This window comes from Pontibacter rugosus (assembly GCF_042678745.1).
In the GTDB taxonomy this organism is placed as follows: domain Bacteria; phylum Bacteroidota; class Bacteroidia; order Cytophagales; family Hymenobacteraceae; genus Pontibacter; species Pontibacter rugosus.
Genome location: NZ_JBHTLD010000029.1, coordinates 1 through 17,089, shown reverse-complemented (window position 1 = coordinate 17,089; position 17,089 = coordinate 1). Strand labels below are relative to the sequence as shown.

The 17,089-nt window shown below is 46.4% G+C and carries 19 protein-coding genes; 10 read left to right on the top strand and 9 right to left on the bottom strand.

The genetic code is table 11. The annotated features are described in order from the left end of the window. The first annotated feature begins 60 nt into the window (after positions 1 to 60). Complete coding sequence (locus tag ACFQ2O_RS05320) at positions 61 to 1,452, top strand: mercuric reductase (RefSeq protein WP_377523534.1); 1,392 nt, start codon at positions 61 to 63, stop codon at positions 1,450 to 1,452. A gap of 85 nt (positions 1,453 to 1,537) precedes the next feature. On the opposite strand, the gene ACFQ2O_RS05315 is transcribed toward ACFQ2O_RS05320, so the two are convergent. The 6 genes from ACFQ2O_RS05315 to ACFQ2O_RS05290 form a co-directional block, all read right to left on the bottom strand. Continuing rightward, on the bottom strand, positions 1,538 to 2,482 hold the full coding sequence (locus tag ACFQ2O_RS05315; RefSeq protein ID WP_377523531.1) for a hydrogen peroxide-inducible genes activator: 945 nt from the start codon (positions 2,480 to 2,482) through the stop codon (positions 1,538 to 1,540). A gap of 257 nt (positions 2,483 to 2,739) precedes the next feature. Next, positions 2,740 to 4,338, bottom strand: coding sequence for a ribonuclease Y (gene rny, locus ACFQ2O_RS05310; RefSeq protein ID WP_377523528.1), 1,599 nt, complete (start codon positions 4,336 to 4,338; stop codon positions 2,740 to 2,742). Positions 4,339 to 4,447: 109 nt separating this feature from the next. Further along, the gene (locus ACFQ2O_RS05305; RefSeq protein WP_377523525.1) at positions 4,448 to 4,735 is read right to left on the bottom strand and encodes a cell division protein ZapA; all 288 of its coding nucleotides are present in this window, start codon (positions 4,733 to 4,735) and stop codon (positions 4,448 to 4,450) included. Between the two features lie 79 nt (positions 4,736 to 4,814). Then, positions 4,815 to 5,111: a hypothetical protein gene (locus ACFQ2O_RS05300; protein ID WP_377523522.1), complete on the bottom strand. Its 297-nt coding sequence runs from the start codon at positions 5,109 to 5,111 to the stop codon at positions 4,815 to 4,817. Between the two features lie 4 nt (positions 5,112 to 5,115). Continuing rightward, positions 5,116 to 7,533, bottom strand: coding sequence for a phenylalanine--tRNA ligase subunit beta (gene pheT / locus ACFQ2O_RS05295; RefSeq protein ID WP_377523567.1), 2,418 nt, complete (start codon positions 7,531 to 7,533; stop codon positions 5,116 to 5,118). 217 nt (positions 7,534 to 7,750) lie between these two features. Then, the gene (locus tag ACFQ2O_RS05290) at positions 7,751 to 8,371 is read right to left on the bottom strand and encodes a DUF1684 domain-containing protein (protein ID WP_377523519.1); all 621 of its coding nucleotides are present in this window, start codon (positions 8,369 to 8,371) and stop codon (positions 7,751 to 7,753) included. Between the two features lie 203 nt (positions 8,372 to 8,574). On the opposite strand from ACFQ2O_RS05290, the gene ACFQ2O_RS05285 reads away from it, so the two are divergent. From ACFQ2O_RS05285 to ACFQ2O_RS05265, 5 genes are all read left to right on the top strand, one after another. After that, positions 8,575 to 9,561, top strand: a complete 987-nt coding sequence (locus ACFQ2O_RS05285; RefSeq protein ID WP_377523516.1) for a phosphotransferase — start codon at positions 8,575 to 8,577, stop codon at positions 9,559 to 9,561. A gap of 238 nt (positions 9,562 to 9,799) precedes the next feature. Then, positions 9,800 to 10,414: a DJ-1/PfpI family protein gene (locus ACFQ2O_RS05280; RefSeq protein ID WP_377523513.1), complete on the top strand. Its 615-nt coding sequence runs from the start codon at positions 9,800 to 9,802 to the stop codon at positions 10,412 to 10,414. A gap of 87 nt (positions 10,415 to 10,501) precedes the next feature. Beyond that, on the top strand, positions 10,502 to 10,723 hold the full coding sequence (locus ACFQ2O_RS05275; RefSeq protein ID WP_377523509.1) for a hypothetical protein: 222 nt from the start codon (positions 10,502 to 10,504) through the stop codon (positions 10,721 to 10,723). Between the two features lie 25 nt (positions 10,724 to 10,748). Then, the gene (locus ACFQ2O_RS05270; protein WP_377523505.1) at positions 10,749 to 11,261 is read left to right on the top strand and encodes a hypothetical protein; all 513 of its coding nucleotides are present in this window, start codon (positions 10,749 to 10,751) and stop codon (positions 11,259 to 11,261) included. Positions 11,262 to 11,316: 55 nt separating this feature from the next. Beyond that, on the top strand, positions 11,317 to 11,517 hold the full coding sequence (locus ACFQ2O_RS05265) for a YwbE family protein (protein WP_377523501.1): 201 nt from the start codon (positions 11,317 to 11,319) through the stop codon (positions 11,515 to 11,517). A gap of 224 nt (positions 11,518 to 11,741) precedes the next feature. On the opposite strand, the gene radC is transcribed toward ACFQ2O_RS05265, so the two are convergent. Continuing rightward, positions 11,742 to 12,464: a RadC family protein gene (gene radC, locus ACFQ2O_RS05260; protein WP_377523498.1), complete on the bottom strand. Its 723-nt coding sequence runs from the start codon at positions 12,462 to 12,464 to the stop codon at positions 11,742 to 11,744. A gap of 157 nt (positions 12,465 to 12,621) precedes the next feature. Between radC and ACFQ2O_RS05255 the strand changes: the two genes are divergently transcribed. From ACFQ2O_RS05255 to uvsE, 4 genes are all read left to right on the top strand, one after another. Then, positions 12,622 to 13,857, top strand: a complete 1,236-nt coding sequence (locus ACFQ2O_RS05255; protein ID WP_377523495.1) for a metallophosphoesterase — start codon at positions 12,622 to 12,624, stop codon at positions 13,855 to 13,857. A 198-nt stretch (positions 13,858 to 14,055) separates the two neighbouring features. After that, complete coding sequence (locus tag ACFQ2O_RS05250; protein ID WP_377523491.1) at positions 14,056 to 14,514, top strand: hypothetical protein; 459 nt, start codon at positions 14,056 to 14,058, stop codon at positions 14,512 to 14,514. 256 nt (positions 14,515 to 14,770) lie between these two features. Then, the gene (locus ACFQ2O_RS05245) at positions 14,771 to 15,355 is read left to right on the top strand and encodes a carboxypeptidase-like regulatory domain-containing protein (RefSeq protein ID WP_377523487.1); all 585 of its coding nucleotides are present in this window, start codon (positions 14,771 to 14,773) and stop codon (positions 15,353 to 15,355) included. Between the two features lie 54 nt (positions 15,356 to 15,409). After that, complete coding sequence (gene uvsE / locus ACFQ2O_RS05240; protein ID WP_377523484.1) at positions 15,410 to 16,309, top strand: UV DNA damage repair endonuclease UvsE; 900 nt, start codon at positions 15,410 to 15,412, stop codon at positions 16,307 to 16,309. Here the strand turns inward: uvsE and ACFQ2O_RS05235 are convergent. Continuing rightward, complete coding sequence (locus tag ACFQ2O_RS05235; protein WP_377523481.1) at positions 16,298 to 16,795, bottom strand: DUF4112 domain-containing protein; 498 nt, start codon at positions 16,793 to 16,795, stop codon at positions 16,298 to 16,300. The two genes, uvsE and ACFQ2O_RS05235, sit on opposite strands and share 12 nt — an antisense overlap. 34 nt (positions 16,796 to 16,829) lie before the next feature. Further along, on the bottom strand, positions 16,830 to 17,089 hold a 260-nt coding region (locus ACFQ2O_RS05230; protein ID WP_377523478.1), incomplete at its 5' end, for a hypothetical protein.

Genomic DNA, 17,089 nt, shown 5'->3' with positions numbered 1-17,089 from the left:
CTGCGGTAGCAGCCGTTTTGTCACCATACCACTTAAGGTATAAAACCAGCAAAACAAACTATGACAGACTCTCCACAACATTACGATGCGCTCATTATCGGCACTGGCCAGGCAGGCGTACCATTAGCCAAAGACCTTGCCAAGGCAGGATGGAAAACAGCCATTGTAGAGGCCGCACAAGTAGGTGGCTCCTGCGTAAACTATGGCTGTACACCCACCAAAACCTTGCTAGCCAGTGCGCAGGTAGCACAATCGGCTCGTGAGGCTGCCAACTATGGGATAACCGTAAGTAAGGTGGATGTTGACCTGGAAAAGGTTAAAGACCGGAGAGATAAGCTGGTAATGCAATCCAGGGAAAGCAATGTAGAGGCGCTTGAAGACTCAGAAGCACATCTGATACGGGGCAAAGCCTCTTTCGAAGATAAAACAACTGTTCGGATAGCCTTGAATGAAGGAGGCACAGCAAAAGTAACGGCTGATAAGATATTCATCAACACAGGCACCACACCTGTTATTCCTGCTATAGATGGTTTAGATAGTATAGACTACCTCACATACAAGACCATTCAGGATCTGACGGAAACGCCAGAGCACCTGCTTATACTTGGCGGCGGATATATAGGCCTGGAGTTTGGCCAAATGTTTCGTAGGTTCGGAAGCAAGGTAACCCTGCTACAGCACGGAAAGCAACTGCTAAGTCGCGAGGATGAAGATGTGGCCCAATGTATGAAGGAAATTCTGGAGGACGAAGGCATACAAGTGCTAGTGGATGTAGAGCCGCAGTCAGTTAAAAAGGAAAACGGTAAACTGCAGCTACAAGTAAAGAAAGGGGATGGTACTACGGAAGTTTTCGCGGGCTCTCACCTGCTGATTGCGACAGGAGTAAAAGCGAACACAGCTGACCTGGAGTTAGAAAAAGCGGGTATAGCAACAGACAAAAAGGGCAACATCGAAGCTAGTCCTGATCTTAAAACAAGCACTGAGGGTATTTATGCCATGGGCGATGTGAAAGGCGGCCCACAATTCACGCACATTTCTTACGATGATTACCGCATATTGCGCGACCAGTTGCTCCATCATGGCAAGCGCACCACTAATGACAGGCCGGTGCCCTACTGCGTGTTCACAGAGCCACAGGTAGGACGTATAGGCATAACAGAAAAGCAGGCGAAAGAACAGCAGATCAATTATAAAGTAGCCAAACTTCCTGTGTCCAGTGTGGCGCGCGCTTCAGAAACAGGTCATTCGAAAGGTTTTTACAAAGTACTGGTGAACCCAGACAACAAATATATACTTGGCGCTGCTATCATAGCCCCTGAAGGCGGCGAAATCATGTCGATGCTACAGCTAGCGATGATGGGTAACCTTACCTACACACAGCTCAGAGACGGTGTTTTTGCACATCCTACTTATGCAGAATCACTGAATAACTTGTTTATGAGTTTAGACTAAGCTGCAACAGCTTTATACTTTACTATAAGCTCAAACGGGAATACAGCTTTTATGGATAGCTGTATTCCCGTTTGAGCTTTATAAGTTAACCTACAGTTATTACCTGCTCCTTTTTTCTTGAGCGGATGTTTTCTGGAATTGAGGCAATAATTTCCTGCTTTAGCGCCTCAATTAGCTTTTTCTTTAAGAAACTCCGATGCACCACCAGGCTCACTTCCCGCAGCGGCTGCGGCTCTTCAAACTGGTGCACCATTTTCAGCTTCTCCTCCGGCAGCTCCAGCACCGATAGCTCCGGTAATAATGTAAGGCCATGCTGTGTTTCTACAATCCGCTTTAGCGTTTCCAGGGAGCCGCTTTTATAATCAAGGTGACCACCCTGTTCGCTGGCGGCTCTACCACCACGGTTGCAGATATTGAGCACCTGGCTCCTAAAGCAGTGCCCCTCATTTAACACCCAAAGCTCACTTAAATCAAGCTGACTGGCTGATATATGCTGCTGCTGTGCCAGCGGATGGCTTGGGTTGATGTAAGAAACAAATGCCTCGTAAAACAGCGGCAATTCTTTGATACTCTTGTTTTCAAGCGGAGTAACCAGTAAGCCTACGTCCAGCAGCTCGTGGTTTAGCTTTTCTACTATCTCGCTTGTCATCAGCTCCTGCACTACCACCTTCACGTTCGGGTTCTTCTCCAGAAAGCCCATGATAAAAAGCGGAATCAGGTACGGAGCCAGGGTAGGAATTACTCCGATGCGCAATTCGCCACTAAGCTCCTGCTTCTGATTCTGCACTATTTCCTGTATTTTCTTGCTTTCAGCCAGCACAATCCTGGCCTGTGCAATAATGTCTTTACCAATTTCTGTTGGTCGTACAGGTACTCTACTACGATCAAAGACCTGTACACCTAATTCTTCTTCGAGCTTCTGGAGCTGCATGCTCAGCGTAGGCTGCGTTATAAAACAATGATCTGCGGCTGTGGCAAAATGCCGGTGTGTATCTACAGCTACCAAATACTCTAGTTGAACGAGCGTCATAAGAAATAATATTGATGGAGAAACAGGTTATTTGGGTGCCATTCAAAGATACATCATATACAATAACTATAAAAAATATTTACACATCAATTAAGTATATAATCATCAAATAAGGAAACACATTTCATCTATAAAACGATTCACCAAGTTGAGCATGTGCTTATAAATGACTGAACAGCTACAAATGGTTTAGGTATAAAAAAACCGCCTGCCACTTACGTAGCAGGCGGTTAACCTTATTAATATCAAGCAAAAGCTTATTTCGCATAGCTCACCGCACGCATTTCCCGAATTACCGTAATTTTAATCTGGCCCGGGTACTGCATTTCTTTTTCGATCTTCTGGGAGATTTCGTAAGAAAGCTGTGCTGCTTTTTCGTCTGTTACGTTATCAGCATCCACCATTACACGTAACTCACGGCCTGCCTGAATGGCGTAGCACTGGTTAACTCCTTCAAATGAAACTGCTGTTTCTTCCAGTTCTTTCAGACGTTTGATATACGACTCCATGATCTCGCGGCGAGCACCTGGTCTTGAACCAGAGATAGCATCGCAAGCCTGAACAAGCGGAGAAACCATAGCGGTCATCTCTACCTCATCGTGGTGAGCTCCAATGGCGTTACATACGTCCGGATGCTCTTTATACTTCTTCGCCAGTTCCATACCAATGATAGCGTGTGGAAGCTCTGGCTCATCTGGCGTTACTTTTCCAATATCATGCAGCAAGCCGGCGCGTTTCGCGTGTTTCACGTTTAGGCCAAGCTCTGCAGCCATGGTGGCACAAAGGTTTGCTACTTCGCGTGAGTGCTGCAACAGGTTCTGTCCGTAAGACGAGCGGAAGCGCATGCGGCCCACCATCTTGATCAGTTCCGGGTGAAGACCGTGGATACCTAAATCAATGGCTGTACGCTCCCCGATCTCTACAATCTCTTCTTCAATGTTCTTACGTGTCTTGGTCACCACCTCCTCAATACGGGCCGGGTGAATACGACCGTCAGCTACCAGGCGGTGCAACGACAGACGGGCTATCTCACGGCGAACCGGATCAAAGCCAGAGATAATGATAGCCTCTGGTGTATCATCCACAATAATCTCAACGCCTGTAGCAGCTTCGAGAGCACGGATGTTACGACCTTCACGACCAATGATCTTGCCTTTGATATCGTCGCTCTCGATGTTGAACACAGACACACAATTTTCGATAGCGTGTTCTGCTGCCGTGCGCTGAATAGTCTCGATAACGATTTTCTTTGCCTCTTTGGTAGCCGTAAGTTTTGCCTGCGCTACAATGTCTTTGATGTGTGACGAAGCATGCGATTGAGCTTCGCTTTTAAGGGCTTCCACCAGTTGCTCACGCGCCTCAGAAGCTGTTAAGCCAGCAATTTTCTCCAGCTGACCAACAATTTCCTGGTGCTGCTGCTCTACTTCCTCTTTGCGCTTGTTTAGTTGCTCCTGCTGTGCCTGCAGGTTGCTTTTCTCTTTATCAAGCTGTGCCTGTAATCCCTCTTTCTCTTTCTGCAGGTCTGTCTCCAGGCGCTTGGCCTGTTCCATTTGCTTTTGTACCTGCTGCTCGCGCTGCTTTACCTTGTTCTCGTTTTGGATGATGATGTTCTTCTTCTTGTTCACATCTTCCTCAAACTCAGACTTCAGCTTCAGGTATTTCTCCTTCGCCTCCAGGATACGGTCTTTTTTGGTACTTTCAGCCTCAATCTCAGCCTCGCGGATGATATTTTTGGCACGCTGTCGCGCGTCTTCCTCCTGTTGCTTGTAAACCTTCTGCAACAGCGAGCGCCCTATGAAAACGCCCACTGCGAGCGCCACAAGGGCAGTTAATAAAAGGTACATAATATCTGGCATAACTATAAGCGTTTATGGTTTAAACACGTATAGCAAGTGCCTGCAAGAGACAAAATATGAGCTTGTTTTCTTTAACGAAGTATAACTAAGGCCAAGGGTGGCTTTTTAGCTATTTATTTACTGCTGATAAGAGATCGTCCAGAACCTGTAACTGCTGATCCAGGTTGGTTACATCCAAGGCTTTTTCATCCTCTAGCTTCATCTTCTCCACCATGGTCTCAAACGCCACCATAGCCAGCAGATCCTGCTTTTCCTGTATACCAAACTGTTCTTTAAAATAGCGAAGGCGCTCGTTCAGCACCTTGCCTACAGCTCTGATTCTTTCTTCTTCCTCTTCCTTCACCCGCATCGGATACTCGCGTTCCGCAATGCGAATCTTGATCGATAATTCACTCATCCGTTGCGTGGTTTATGGGTAAACTTACCTGCTTTTCTGAAACGCCGCCAGCACTTTAACTGGCTTTACATGCTCATACTTAGTCTTGTAGGTAAGCAATACACTTATCAATTTCCCTAATGTATTCGTTTAGCTTAAGCTTTAACTCTGTCGAATTTGCAGGGTTTCCTGCTATCGTCTCTACAATTTTAACAATATTCTCCTGATTTTGAAAATTTTTTATCTGCTCATCCTTTTCATCCAGCTTCCCTTCCAGCTGCTTTACCTGCTCCTGCGCACGCACAAGCCTCTGCTGCACCTCAGTATGGCGTTGGATTAATTTTCGCAGCTTATCTTCTATATGCTGGAGATGTTGTAGTTGCTTTTCTTTAGGCATAACATTATTTGCGGATAAAAGCTCCCAGTTGTTTCTCGAATTGCTGCATCAGGCGGTTCATCGTACTATCAATCACCTTGTCAGTTAGTGTCTGCTGCTTATCCTGCAGGGTAAAGCTCAGGGCATAGGCTTTCTTGCCTGCCTCTATCTTATCGCCTTCGTACACATCAAACACATGCACACTCTGCAGCAGCTTACGTTCTACTTTAAAGGCCAGCTGCTTTAGCTGGTCAAAAGTCACGTTACGGTCCAGCACCAGCGACAGGTCGCGGCGTACTTCCGGGAACTTCGGCAGTTCTTCGGCTACTAATTTATCTTTATACTTCTTCAGCAGGTAATCCCAGTTTAACTCGGCGTACCATACCTGTTCTTTTACTTCCATCAGGCGTGTTACACTATTATCCAGCACCCCCAGTTCAGCTATTATTGTTCCGTTTTTCACATAAGCAATGCCTTTGCTCATGTGGCTGTTTGCCTCCAGATTCTGTACTTCAAAATCACCGGCATTCAGTTTGCGAAGCACGTTCTGCACCACACCTGCCAAATCATGAAACGCAGATTTCATACTTGCCTGCTGCCAGCTTTCAGCAGTGGTATTGCCCGTCATGTACAGCGACAGCTTTCGGCTCTCTTTGTACTCCCCGTCCTGCTGCTCATACGTCTTGCCTAACTCAAACAGCTTCAGGTCGCGCTGGCGGCGGTTGATGTTGCGGCGCAGCACTTCCAGACCAGAGTATACCATGCTCTTACGCATTACGTCCAGATCTTCGGAGTTGTAGTTTACAACCTTCACCAGGTTTGCCGCCTCAGCCTCACCGGCAGCCTGGTAATACTTGGAGTTGGTGATGGAATTGGTAATGATTTCATGAAAACCGTTGGCTGCGATGTAATTCATGATCGTTTCCACTACATTTTCGGCATATGGTCTTGGGAACTTGGCTAAGTATGTAGTAGCCAGATTCTCATCCATCTGAATATTGTTGAAGCCATAGATGCGCAGAATCTCCTCTACCACATCGGCTTCACGCGTTACATCTACTTTATAAGGCGGCACCGACAACGTCATATGCATCTCGGTTTCATGCGTAATCTGCATGCCCAGGTCTGTCAGTATTTCTTTGATGCGCTCAGCACCGATGTACTGCCCAATAAGCATGTGCGCGCGCTCAATGCTGAGCCTGATCTCCTGATTAGCAATTTGCTCCGGATACACATCCACAATATCAGAGCTAACCTCGCCTCCTGCCACTTCCTGCACTAACAGGGCAGCACGTTTCAAAGCAAGTATAACCATGTTGGGATCGGTACCACGCTCAAAACGGAAAGAAGCATCAGTCTTGAGGCCATGGTTCATGCCTGTGCGGCGCACGTAGTCAGGTGAGAAGTATGCGCTTTCGATAAAGATGCTGTTTGTATTATCTGTTACGCCAGATGCCTCGCCACCAAAAACGCCACCAATCGCCATAGGCTCTTCGGCATTGCAGATCATCAGGTCGTTCGCACCTAATTTTCGTTCTACAGCATCCAATGTTTTAAAGGTAGTGCCTTCTTCCACTGTCTTCACCACGATCTTGTTACCGGCAATTTTATCGGCATCAAAAGCATGTAGGGGCTGGCCCAACTCGTGCAACACGTAATTGGTAACGTCTACCACGTTGTTGATCGGCGACAGGCCAATGGCACGCAGACGCTTCTGCATCCACTCCGGTGATGGCCCTACTTTAAGCCCTGTGATGGTAACACCAGCATAGCGCGGACAGGCTTCCGTATTTTGCACTTCCACCTCAATCGGGCGAGAAGTATTATCTACTTTAAAAGCACCAACCTTTGGCAGTTGCGCATTCTCCTCCAGCAGGGCCTGCAGGTCGCGGGCTACGCCGTAATGAGAGGCAGCATCAGCACGATTGGGGGTCAGGCCGATTTCAAAAACTTTATCAGAACCTAAACCAAAAAATTCCGCCGCAGGTGTACCATTTGGCAACTCAGTGTCCAGCACCATGATGCCGGCATGCGATGCACCGATACCAATTTCATCCTCGGCACAAATCATGCCCTCTGACACCGCGCCACGAATTTTAGATTTTTTAATCTTGAATGGTTCTCCCTCGCTTGGGTATAGGGTACTGTTAACAGTAGCCACCACCACGCGCTGGCCAGCAGCTACGTTTGGCGCACCGCATACTATCTGGCTTGGCTCACCTGTTCCTATATCTACCGTCGTGATGTTCAGGCGGTCAGCATCCGGGTGGCGCTCACACGTAAGCACCTCGCCCAGCACTATGCCTTCTAAACCGCCCTGCACCAAATCAAAAGTATGAATTCCTTCTACCTCTAATCCGGCACCAGTTAGCAGTGTACCTATTTCTTCAGCAGTTTTATCAGTAGGGATAAGTTGTTTCAGCCAGTCGAATGAAATCAGCATGTTATTTTCTGTTGGGTTTATCTCGGCTTCGGTTTCAAAAGCCAATCATTTCCAAAATTAAGGATAATATCTAAAACTAGATACAAGTAGCAGGACACAAGACACAAGACTTTGCTTAAATATGTAGCAGAACTTATGCTGCGAGTTTGTGGCGATGATTTTACTCATAAACATTACCCCAAGTCATGTGTCCTGCTACTTGTGTCTTAATACTCATTTACTCGTGCTTCTCGTAGGTTTTCTCTCCTGCCGGTATAGCAATATCCAGTCGGTTATCTTTGGGAGGTACTGGGCAAACGTAATCAGGATCATAGGCACAGAAGGGGCTGTAGGCACGGTTAAAGTCCAGCATTACCGTCTTTCTGTCTTCCTCATAAGGCACATCCAGGAAACGTCCGCCGCCATAGGTTTCGAAACCGTTGGTTTTGTCGGTAAACGGCACAAAAAGCTGCTCTTTTTCGCCGCTCAGTTTCCTATAGAGGGTTAGCTTTTTGGATTCGTTTTGCAGCTCAAAGGAAGCTACTCCGTAACGCAGGTATGGTTCGTAGCTGCCGTTGGTAAGCGGCATGAGCAGGGTATCCTGCTGCGCCAGCTTTTCAATTTTTGCCTGCACCCGATACGCCAGGTTTGGCTCATAGTATACCAGGTTCTTAAAAGCACGGCGTCCGGCATCGTCAAACGGGCTATTGGTGCGGCTCCTGAAGGACAGATCTTTGTCCTCCCGCTCTTTCAGCAGGGGCTTAATGTAATTATCATCGTTGAAAAGCGCATCCTGCACAAAGTAAAAAAGCACCAGTGCCACACCGGCAAATATGATTAGTTTCAGCGGTCTCTGCATAAAACTCAGTTTTCAGTTGTTTCTGCAAAGGTCGTAAATTTTGGGAAGCAAAGTATAAATGTCTATTCCTGTTATTACTTGCTTTAGGAGTTTAAATATAGTTTGTGTAACTAGATAAGCCGCTGAAACCCATTCCCAAGTATGGACTTAAGGGTAAATGCGATCCGATCAAACATAGGCTAAAACAAGTATAACAGCTTTAAATGAATATATTTCCGGTTATAGACTCTACACTATCGGCCAAGCATCTGGGGGTTTGGGTTGCAGAAAAGTATGCATTGGCCGCTGAAACTACTTGCAGGCTTTTCAGAACGAACATGAATCACACTTACCTGGTGACTGCTTCAGGTAAAAAGTATGTTTTAAGAGTTTACAGCCACAACAAACGCACAGCAACTGAAATAGCAGAGGAAATAAGGTTATTGAACCTGCTTAAAGATAGCGACATAGATGTTTCGTACCCGCTTCCGGACAAAGACGGCACATATATGCAGCTCATCAACGCTCCCGAAGGGGAAAGGGCCGCTGTTCTTTTTTCGTTTGGCGAAGGAGGGAAAGTAAGAAACCTGACAGAAGAACTAAGTTATGCCATAGGAGCCATGATGGCAAAGATTCATCAACGGGCACTTCATGAGCAACTTAACCGTACAAAGTATAGCATACACCACCTGGCTGAACTACCTTACCAACACATGAAGGCGTTTTTTTCTGAATCCTTGGAGGAAATGAAATTTGTAAAAGCCGCAGGTACACTCTTGAACTCCGTTTTCGATAAAGACACTGCTGCCAGAATACGAGCTGGTGTTGTTCACCTGGACATTTGGTATGATAACATGAGCATAACCGATAATGGCAGGATAACGCTTTTTGACTTCGACAATGCCGGGAACGGGTGGTGCGTGTTGGATATTGGCTATTTCTGCATACAACTGTTTTATGTAGAGCAGGATAAGGCAGTATATGAGCAGAAGTTAGAAAATTTTCTACAAGGTTATCAGCAGCTTGCCTCTGTTTCAGAAGACGAGTTAAAGTTGATTCCTTATGCAGGGCTGGCAATCTGGATATACTACCTCGGTGTTCAGGCTGAAAGGTTCGATAATTTTTCTAACATATTCTATACAGAAAATTACCTGAAAATGTACTTGGGTAAAGTAAAGCAGTGGCTAAACTACCATGCCATTGAAGTATAAATTGCCAGCAGCAGCAGCTGATTACAGCAGAACCTCCCGACATCAGCAGCCTTTCTGCGCCTGCGTCTTTATCACTTCACAACTTCATCAACATCAACCTCTTACGCTAGCCATCGTATTAAAAAAAATAATACTTTAGCTGTACTTTATAAAACATTATGTATACCTTTCAGCCATAGAGGTGCTATATATGATGTATAAACCACTGTTTTAGAAGTTTACTTTAACCTACTGTACTATGGAAAACACGAAGAAAATCCTCTTCCTGACCGGTGACTTCACCGAAGATTATGAAACAATGGTGCCTTTCCAGATGCTGCAGATGGTAGGCTACGAAGTACACGCTGTGTGCCCTGATAAGAAGAAAGGCGACACCGTTAAAACAGCCATTCATGATTTTGAGGGCGACCAGACGTACACTGAAAAACCTGGCCACAACTTTACCCTTACTTATACTTTCTCAGAAGTCAACCCTTCTGATTATGTTGGTTTAGTGATAGCTGGTGGTCGTGCGCCAGAATACCTGCGCCTGCACCAGGGTGTACTGGATGTAACCCGGCATTTTGCTGAAAACAACAAACCCATTGCGGCTATTTGCCATGGTATTCAAATATTAACGGCAGCGCGCGTGGTAGAAGGCAGAAGACTGACTGCTTACCCTGCCGTTGGCCCTGAAGTAGAGCTAGCCGGTGGCATTTTTGAGTCTGTGGCTCCTACAGAAGTCGTTGTAGACGGTAATTTAGTGACATCGCCAGCTTGGCCGGGCCACCCCAAATTTATCAAAGCCTTTTTAGATGTGTTGGGCGCCAGGATAGAGTTAGGTACTCCGGCTAACCTGGCATCGGCTTTTTAAGTATACGATCGAAATTTATCTGCAGCAGATGGCTGCTATAGAAAGGCAGCACCTGCTGCGTTTTTGTTTGACTATAAGTAAGAACCCATGAAACAACAACCTCTGGATAGACTGCTTTACCTGTTAGGATTTTTACTGCTGCTAAGTGGCGTAGTGATCCGGGTACTGGACCTCTCTGAGCATCACCTGGGCTTATACCTTATTTTAGGAGGATTGACATTAGGCTTGGTAATGATTTTGCACAACATGCGCCAAAGCTGTGAGCGTGAGCAGGAAGAGAAACATAAACGGCAGCTGGAAAAAAGATAAATCACTTCGATTACCAAACGCCTTGATGAAACTGTACTTATATGTACTTGCAGGATTATTTTTTCTTTGCCAGCAAACACAGGCTCAGGTACAGCAGCCTGTGCAAATAAGACTCTACTGCGGCCCACCTTCTGAAAGACCTAAACCTCCGGTGGTGTTGGTAAACAACCAGGAAACAGCCATGGATGCCCTTATCCTAGAAATTGACAATATAGCCTCAATAGATGTTGTTAAGAAAGAGCAGCATCTAAAACAGTTAAGTGAAAGGGCGCCAAATGGTGTTATCCTGATAAAGCTTAAAAAGGATAAGCCAATGGTGCGGCTGGCAGAGCTATATGATGTTTTTGATGTGCCTAAAGAGCAACAAAACTTAAGTATCGCTATAAATGGGGCACACGTTGAACACCCGGAGCTTCTGCTGGCTGATCAGCGAAAGGTCGACAGCATAGTCCTCGCATCTTTTGATGATGTTGATACTTTAACCCGCTGGAGTTTTGAAGACACTTATCTAAACATCATCCTCAAGCCAAAACGCTAGAACCTGCTTTACTTATACTTCGTATCTTGCAGCTTCAACTTTACTTATACTTGTTATGGACGGTAAAAAGCGTACGAATATAAAGCCAGGGCTGCACGTTAACATTGTGCAGAAGCAGGACCAGCGTTCCGGTGAACTGACAGAAGGCTATGTGCAGGATATTCTGACAAACTCCCCTAACCACCCGCACGGCATAAAAGTAAGATTAGAAACAGGTGAAGTAGGGCGTGTGCAGGAGATTTTGCCTGAGGATTAATTTGTTAGACATAAGCCATACTTTGGATTGAGTGCCTCTGCTCACTATCCACTGGCGCAAATCTTTAGAATTTTACCTAAGTGTGATGTTGAGTTTGTAACTCAAATGCTCGTAGAGCCATATATACTATAGCATTGGCTATACTTGCAGCTTAAATTTCCATAGCTATAGTCTACAGCATCATTAACCAAGCTCTTCTTTTTAAACCTTGTTTTGCACCTACCTCACAAGATCCCTTCATCGGCAAAGCTGTAATAGTCGTTGTCGGTAAAGATGATGTGATCGAGAACGGGCAGGTCTAGAAACTGTCCAGCTTCCTTTACTTTTTTGGTAAGAGCAATGTCGGCGGCACTAGGCTTGGTATTGCCGCTCGGGTGGTTATGCACCAGTATGATTGAACTTGCCAGCTGCTCCAGTGCCTTCTTAAAAATTATTTTCGGGTCTGCCACTGTTCCTGCCACACCTCCAGAACTAATGCTTTCCTTCTTCATCACGATGTTGGCGCGGTTCAGCAGAATAATCCAGAACTCCTCGTGCGGCAGGTCGAGCAGTTGCGGCTTAATGTAGTTATAAATATCCGTGGAACAAGTAATGTGCGTTTTAGCGGCAGCGGTTGTCTCTTTTCGCCTGCGGCCCAGTTCCAGCGCACTCACAATAGAAATTGCCTTGGCCTCTCCTATGCCTGGGTGCTTTGTCAGGTCTTTTACACTTAGCCGTGCCAGCTCATTCAGGTCATTGTTCACAGCCGATAGAATTATCTTTCCCACATCAACAGCTGTCAGTTTGGTGGTGCCAGAGCCTATAAGTATGGCTATCAACTCTGCATCAGATAAGGCGGCTTTTCCTTTCAGGAGTAGCTTCTCACGAGGGCGATCTTCCTCGGCCCAGGTTTTTATGTTGAGCGGCTGCACGTATGGCAGAATGTCATTGGCTTCTTTTTCTTTCACTTACGGTATAGATTTTGATATAACTGAGATGCAAGTGAAATCTCTTTCTGTCCGAATTAGTTCAGCTTGCAAGAGCGTTTAATTAAAATCTTAAAAATTACTTACTGAATCCTGCAGCTCTTATAAGAATTTGTGAGCGTTGGAGTTAGATACTGATATGCAAAAAATAATTTCTACAGGACTTATATTCCTGATACTCTTTCTGCTGGACCTGTATGTATTTCAGGCGATCAGATTAGTGACCCAAAATCTTCCTCCGCTGGCACAGAAAGTCATTCACTTTTTGTACTGGGCTGTGTTTGTAGTTACGGCCACTACGTTTGCCTTGGCCTCTGGAACACGCGGAACACCACCTTCCAACTTCCAGACTTACCTGGCAAGCACGTTGTTCATTATTTTTGCGTCCAAACTGGTTGTGGTGCTTTTCCTATTTGTTGATGACTTGCTTCGCATAGGCAAAGTAGTGCTGAACGCTTCATCTAAGGAAGCTGGCTTTGATCCATCGCGCAGCAGATTCCTGAGCCAAGTAGGCTTGGTAGTGGCTGCCATACCTTTCTCTGCCTTTATTTATGGCATGGCAAAAGGAGCTTATGACTACCGTGTAAAGCGTGTCACGTTGCGGCTCCCCAACTTGCCAACCTCTTTCGATGGATTTAAAATGCTGCAGATCTCTGACCTGCACACTGGTAGCTTTATGTCTACAGCACCGCTGAAAGAAGCAGTAGAAATCATCAACAAACAGGAAGCAGACCTTGTATTTTTTACCGGTGATCTAGTGAATAACCTGGCCTCTGAAGTACAGCCGCACATTCCTGCCCTTAAAGAGATACGCGCCAAGTCAGGCGTGTTCTCTGTACTTGGCAACCATGACTACGCCGACTATGTGCGGGAGTGGCCATATCCGGGGGCAAAAGCTGATAACCTCAGAACCTTGATGGATAGCCACCAGCGCATGGGTTGGCAGTTGCTGATGAACGAGAACCGCATTATTGAGCGCAACGGGGAGCAGATTGCTGTACTTGGCGTTGAGAACTGGGGCAACCGTGCAGGCTTTCCCAAGTATGGGCAGTTAGATAAAGCCTATCAAGGCACGGCACATATACCGTTCAAAGTATTACTCTCGCACGATCCCTCGCATTGGGACGGAGAAATCAACCAGAAATATGACGATATTGACCTGACCCTGTCCGGACATACCCACGGTATGCAGTTTGGCGTGAACATACCGGGCTGGAAGTGGAGCCCGGTGCAGTATGTGTACAAGCAATGGGCAGGGCTGTATAAAAAAGGACGCCAACACCTGTACGTAAACACTGGCCTCGGTTTTCTAGGGTATCCAGGCCGAGTAGGCTTTCTGCCAGAGATTACCGTATTTGAGTTGAAAAAAGCGTAACCATAGCAAAAGCAATAATGAGCACCAGCTAAGCGGCTGGTGCTTTTTTTATACAACCTGCACTTCAGGAGCTATAGGGATAGCCATTATTGGCTTCAAACAAACTTTGAGGGTGTGTCAGCGTAATTAACATCTGAGGGCTGGCAGAAAGGCCAACCTTACCTCTATAACTGAGTCTTAAAAACAATTGCACATACCATGAGAAAATTATTTTTTCCGGCATTCGCCATTGCCACACTTTTTCTTGCTACCTCCTGCGGCCAGGATGGCAGCGGATCCTCTACCGAATTGGAAAACGCTAACGGAGACGAAACTGTAAACCCTGCGCACATCCGTGGCTACGGCGATAGAGAGCCAGGACGAGGTGGAGCAAGAGAGCCTCAGCCGAACCAGTATTACTCTTTCAGCACAACAGGCTTAGAAGCCGGAGCCCGCCGTGAGTTGGAAGGTAACGTAGCCATCGAAATGGTGAAGGTTTACTATGATGTGGATGATCAGCTTAGTACCCTGAACAGACGGTACAACCGCCCTGGAGGTGCAACAGCCCCTCCAACTCCTGATGCCGCAGAAGCTGTTAACGCATCTAAACAAGCAGACGGCGCAGCACCACAGAACGGCGCAGCAGGTGCCGAAAGTGGTACTGCTACACAAGAATAGAAGCAACTGCTGATTAATAAAGCGCCTGCAGTTCAAACTGAACTGCAGGCGCTTTATATTTGCACCAGATTACAGCGCTCTTTGTGTTGCCATACATAGCTTCACCTGTATATTTAATGACTGGCATACTTTTTGGCCTGTTTGAGCGTATTAGAATTATTAGCTGCCCAGGCAGCGCTACATAAACACCTACATGCACCCACGGCTACTGCTTTTTATACTTCCGCTGATATTTACCCTCTACAGCCTGCCCTCCATGGCTCAGAGAAATATCAGGATAAGCGGCACCGTATTGCAACTAGACAAATCAACACCTGTGCCCGGAGCAACTATTATGAAAGTGCAAAGCAACATGGGGGTAGTGTCTGACGCAGATGGTAAGTTCCTGATAGATGTTAACCAGACAGATACGCTGATGATTCGGGCATTGGGTTTTAAGCCCCTGTTATACTTGCCAAAAGCCTTGCCTGTATCTGAGTTGCGGGTAAACATTGTGCTGCAGGAAGATAGCGTAATGCTTGGTGAGGTAGTGGTAACATCACGCCCATCTAAAGAAATGATAGATCGTGCTTTGCGTAACATGAAGCGTGAAACAAACAGCCAGGCTGAAAATCCTAATTATCTTCCCGGTTTTGAACCGCCTCCGCCCCAGCCGGCACCGGCACCTACTATTCTTAACCCTATCAACCTGATGTATGACATGTTTTCCAGCGAAGGCAAACAAAAGCGCCAGTTGCAGGAAGTTAAGGCAAAGGAGGAGGCACTGCAGGAGGCGGAGCGTAGAAGAAAACAGCGGGAGGAGTACAATAAGTACTTTAAAGATAATACCGGATACCAGTAAGGTACCTAAACAACGTATGTTTGCGTAGGTTATGGGTATAATAAACCTATAGCTATGAAAATCGGATACCCCTGCATTAACCAAACCTTAGACTGCTCTTCGTCCCGCACCTTCAGATTAGCCTCGTACACAGAGGAGCGCCTGATTGAGACCGTTGAGCAAAACCTGGCATGCCTGCGCCGTATTCTGGAGTATAATGTGCAGCATGGCTTATACTTCTTCCGCCTCTCATCTGACCTTGTTCCCTTCGCCTCACACGAGATAAACAAGTATAACTGGCAGGAGCATTTTAAGTTAACCTTCCGCCGCCTGGGTGCTTACATCAAAAACAATAATATCCGCATCTCTATGCACCCGGATCAGTTTGTGGTGCTTAATTCCCCTAAAGAAGAAACCGTACGAAACAGTATAGCAGAATTAGTTTACCAGGGCAGCATACTTGATTTGATGGAGCTGGACACTACCGCTAAATTGCAAATTCATGGCGGCGGCGCCTACGGCGATAAGCCATCGGCCATACAGCGCTTTGCAGAAGTATACCACACCATGCTACCTGATGCCGTAAAAGCCAGGCTCTGTGTAGAAAACGACGACCGCACTTACTCGCTGCAGGACTGCCTGCAACTGCACGAACTGACGGGTATGCCTATCATTTTCGACAACTTTCACCATGAGTGCGTAAATAACGGAGAGCCTATGCGCGAAGCAGTACAAACCGCTGCCGCTACCTGGCAACCTGACCGTGACGGTATTCTGATGATGGACTATAGCTCGCAGGCCATCGGTGAACGCAAAGGCAAACACACGACAAGTATACACGAGCAGCTGTTCCATGACTTTATGGCCGAAACCGAAGGCTTAGACATGGACATAATGCTGGAAATAAAAGACAAAGAAGAAAGCGCACGAAAGGCACTTGAAGTTGCCAAAGCCATGGGCCGGTTAAAAGTATGATGCCAGCCAGGTAAATATCCATTCGGCCAGTTCCCACAGCCCCCATAGCAGCAAACCGAAAAGCACCACAAGGCCTATAATGGCACCGATAAAAATACCTTTGCCGCTGCCTTGGTACTTCCCTTCTTCGTAGTGGCGACGGAGCAGGCGTATATTACGTTCATTCGCTTTGAAAGCAAAGTCAAAGATGTTACCTAGCAGCGGGATACTTCCGATCAGGGCATCCAGCGCAATGTTTACCAGCATCAACGCAACCACTTTACCGCTGGCCCCGTGTCGTGCCATAGTTAAAACCAGCATGGCCGACATGCCAAAAGAAGCAAGATCGCCAACTACAGGAATGAGGCCTAAGATAGGGTCTAGCCCGAAGCGAAAGTTAGTACCTGGCAGCGTGAACTGATTATCCATCAGGCGCACCATGTATTCTACCCATTTCAACTTTTCGGTACGGGGCGTACGCGTATAATGTGTATTGTCTGTTGCCATATAGCCGCTTATACGCTAGCTACAGACAAAAGTATTATCTGCTAACAATGTGACTGCGCAGCAGAGAGCGGCGGTGCCATTGTGCTTTTCGCTTATTCTTAGCGGCAATGCGGTAATAATGCTTGTTTGTCTTTTTCTTTTTGAATGCGTTGCCGCCACGCTTAGATGAGAAAATAGATTCTTTAGCAGCACTGTCTGTAGTAGTGGCTTTTGCTGAAGCAAACGTGGATGCTGAAACCACCAGGGCCATTATAACGGCAACAAAAAACTTACCCATAGCTATAACAATTTTAT